Annotated in this window: 2 protein-coding genes and 1 pseudogene; 1 reads left to right on the forward strand and 2 read right to left on the reverse strand. The window is 59.9% G+C overall.

Annotated features, from left to right (window positions below; genetic code table 11):
- Together KHQ28_RS28210 and KHQ28_RS28215 are read right to left on the reverse strand one after the other, a co-directional pair.
- Window positions 1–560, reverse strand: a pseudogene (locus KHQ28_RS28210) (oxidoreductase); the annotation flags it as partial.
- Window positions 561–666: 106 nt separating this feature from the next.
- On the reverse strand, window positions 667–2,274 hold the full coding sequence (locus KHQ28_RS28215; protein WP_032418946.1) for an FAD-NAD(P)-binding protein: 1,608 nt from the start codon (window positions 2,272–2,274) through the stop codon (window positions 667–669).
- Between the two features lie 275 nt (window positions 2,275–2,549).
- Between KHQ28_RS28215 and KHQ28_RS28220 the strand changes: the two genes are divergently transcribed.
- Window positions 2,550–3,395, forward strand: an 846-nt coding sequence (locus KHQ28_RS28220) for an MFS transporter (protein WP_073578658.1), incomplete at its 3' end; no start/stop codon positions are given.

The following is a 3,395-nucleotide window of genomic DNA, read 5'->3' on the forward strand; positions in this document are numbered from 1 at the left end:
AACTGGTGCAGCAGATAGCCGTGGGCGGCGTGCAGTTCAATCAGCTCAAAGCCCAGCCGCTGGGCGCGCAGCGCGCTGGCTACGAAGGCCGCTTTGATGCGCGCCAGATCGGCATGGCTCAGTTCAGCGGGGGGGCGATCGCCATCGTGAAACGCCACGGCGGAAGGGGCGACGGTCTGCCAGCCACCATCGTTGAGCGCCAGCTGATGGCCTCCCTGCCACGGGGCGGCGCAGGATGCCTTGCGTCCGGCATGACCCAGCTGGATCCCCAGACGGATCGGCGACCAGGCCCGAATATCTTCGACTACGCCGCGCAGGGCGTTTTCGGTTTCATCATCCCACAGCCCCAGATCCCCCGGGGAAATACGCCCCGCAGGCTCTACCGCCGTGGCTTCCAGAATTAACAGGCCGGCGCCGGAGAAAGCCAGTTGGCCAAGATGGATCCGGTGCCAGGAGGTCGCCTTACCCTCGTCGGCGGAGTACTGACACATCGGGGCGATAACGATACGGTTATCAAGGGTGAGTTGACCAATTCGCGTCGCGCTAAAAAGATGACTCATGAATACCTCGTAAATGTTAAACGTGGTCGTGCAGGGGACGGACAGTTGCTGTTTATAGCACGCCTGTTCACCCCCCAGTATTCGGATATTGCGCTTAAGCGCTCCGCTATTCGATATACCAGAGACGGCGCCGTCGGCCGGCGGCCTGCTGCGACACGGCGCGGGCCATAGCGCTGGCAATCTCGGCGCTGGCCGTCAGCCCCTGCACAAAGGGGCGATCGTGCATCAGCCAGGGAAGGGCGCCGAAGGCGACCCGGCCGCGCACTGTCTCCGGCGCCTGCAGCGTGTAGTCATCACCGACGTCCGGAATGTCGTCGCCGCAGGCCAGCAGCTGCTGGCGCAGTGAAGGGAAGGGCAGATCCCGGGTTTTCAGCGCCTTTTGTCCGCGGGCATCGATAAAGACATCGAATTCGCAGCGCTGACGATGATGAACAATCAGCGTCCGGTCAGGCTCCCGCTGCAGCTCATAATCTTCGCCCAGCGTCAGGATCCGCAGAATGCCAGCCCGGTGCAGGGCCAGCAGCCGACGTATGGACTCTGGCGGAATGGCGGCGTAGTTATCGATAAATACCCGGGCGAGGCCCTGGCGGAAGCGACGGCTGTCCGCGTCGTTGAACTGCGGCACCACGGTTTCAATCGCCTCATGCAGGCGCAGAATGGCATAGCGCCAGGGCACCGTGTGGTGTTCGCGCTTATTGCGCTCCACCTCCTGCAGATTGCGCTGCGCCCACTGAAAGGGGTCATGGGTGAGGCGGTCGGCAAACCAGGCGTCGGCGATACTGTCAGGCGTCAGCTGACGAAGCCCGATCGCCTCGCTCCAGTCGGGGGCAGCATATTCCAGCTCTTTAACGATCAGCTCAAAAATCCGATCTAACAGAGCGTCGCTACCCTCCGCAATGGCTGCTTCGAGGGCGGCGGGAGTGGCAATCTCCAGCGGCTCCCACGGGATCGGGCAGTAAAAATCGGCCTCCGGCAGCACGCCGTGGCGTGACATCAGGGTGATCTCCAGCGCTTCGCTGCCTGGATGGAGGGAAAAATGGGTCGTTTTGTCGTCCTCGGTATGGAAAACGCCGTGGCGGGCCACTACCGCCACGGCGGCATCAATCGCGCTTAATGAAGTCCCAAGGATCCCCACCCGGCAGGGGGCAATGCGGGCCTCCATCAGGCCGGTCCACGGGCTGGGGAAGTACTGTCGGCTGGCGCGCTCTTCTTCAGGCCACAGATGGCCGGTGGCAATCGCCACCAGGTCGACAATTACCGGGTCTGCTGCACTATCGGTGTGGATGGCGATCCCGGTGGGCTGAACCGCAATATCCGTGACTTCACAGGATTCACAAACGCTAATCACAAAGCCGACGTCCCGGGCCCGCTCAACGAGGTACAGAAAACGGTCGCGATAGTATTCGCCGAGGATCACCCGCGGCAGAAACTGGCGCTCATGCAGGGCGTGCCGTTCAAGCCCGCGCGCTGACAGCCAGTCATCGCTTTGCTGCTGCAGCCATTGCAGGTAGGTCAGGTCGATGGGGGGGATCTCAATGCTGGCAATATTGGCCAGCATTTGCGCCGCGGTAGTATCGTCACTGTAGGGCATACCCACCCCGGCCTGCGCCTCTTTTTCAAACAAGGTGATGGCCAGCGGCTCACCGCGCTTCACCAGTTCATAAAAGGTGTAAATCCCCGTCGGCCCCACGCCGACGATGGCAATTCTCTTCATGATTCTCTCCCTTCCTGTGGGCAGATGCGGCATTGATGACGCTTCGCTTAAGCGAACCTGGTTTTAATTCTGGTCGAAAATTACCGAACCGGTGAGGGGAACACGCAATTTGAAACAAATTAGCATGCTAATAAACTTGCCGATTGTCGTAAAAGGGGTGTAATTAACAAAAGAGCAACTTTCTATACAAACAATTTACACAAGCGGTGACCCCAGCTCGCTCTGCTGGACGCCGCGCACACTCCCGGCAATGCCGTCGGGATAGGGATGACAAGATGCACGGCTGGACCTCACGACAGCGTAATGCGGCGATAGCCAGTTTTTTAAGCTGGACGCTCGATGCTTTCGACTTTTTCCTGTTAGTTTTTTTACTGAGCGATATCGCCCACTCGTTTCATGTCGACCTTGAGGAGGTCACCCTGGCGATTCTGCTGACTCTGGCCGTGCGGCCTGTCGGCGCGCTAATTTTCGGCAGGGCGGCGGAGAAGTTTGGTCGCAAACCAATCCTGATGCTCAATATTGTGTTCTTCTCGGCTTTTGAGCTGCTCTCCGCCGCCGCGCCGTCGTTGATGCTGTTTTTCCTGCTGCGGGTGCTGTACGGCGTGGCGATGGGCGGGATCTGGGGCGTGGCCTCTTCGCTGGCGATGGAGACGATCCCCGACCGCTCGCGCGGCCTGATGTCCGGCCTGTTCCAGGCGGGATACCCCTTCGGCTATTTGCTGGCGGCCGTCGCCTATGGGCTGCTGTTTGAACAACTCGGCTGGCGCGGGATGTTTGTCATTGGCGCCGCGCCGGTGCTGCTGCTGCCGTTTATCTATTTCTGCGTCGAGGAGTCTCCGGTTTGGCAGGCGGCCAGGCAGAATAAAGAGAGTACGGCCCTGCTGCCGGTACTGCGTAGCCACTGGAAGCTGTGCCTGTACCTGGTGGTGCTGATGGCGGCTTTCAACTTCTTCTCTCACGGGACGCAGGATCTTTACCCGGTCTTTTTGAAAGTTCAGCACGGCTTCGAGCCTAAAACGGTCAGCATCATCGCGGTCTGCTATAACATCGCCTCGATCATTGGTGGAGTGTTCTTCGGTTCGCTGTCGGAGAAGATTGGCCGACGCAAAGCGATTATGATC

This window comes from Klebsiella sp. 28 (genome assembly GCF_018223905.1).
Lineage (GTDB): Bacteria > Pseudomonadota > Gammaproteobacteria > Enterobacterales > Enterobacteriaceae > Klebsiella > Klebsiella pneumoniae.

Excerpts from the sequence above, each read along its gene's own strand:
- KHQ28_RS28215 (WP_032418946.1), bottom strand. The coding sequence starts at position 2,274 with ATGAAGAGAATTGCCATCGTCGGCGTGGGGCCGACGGGGATTTACACC.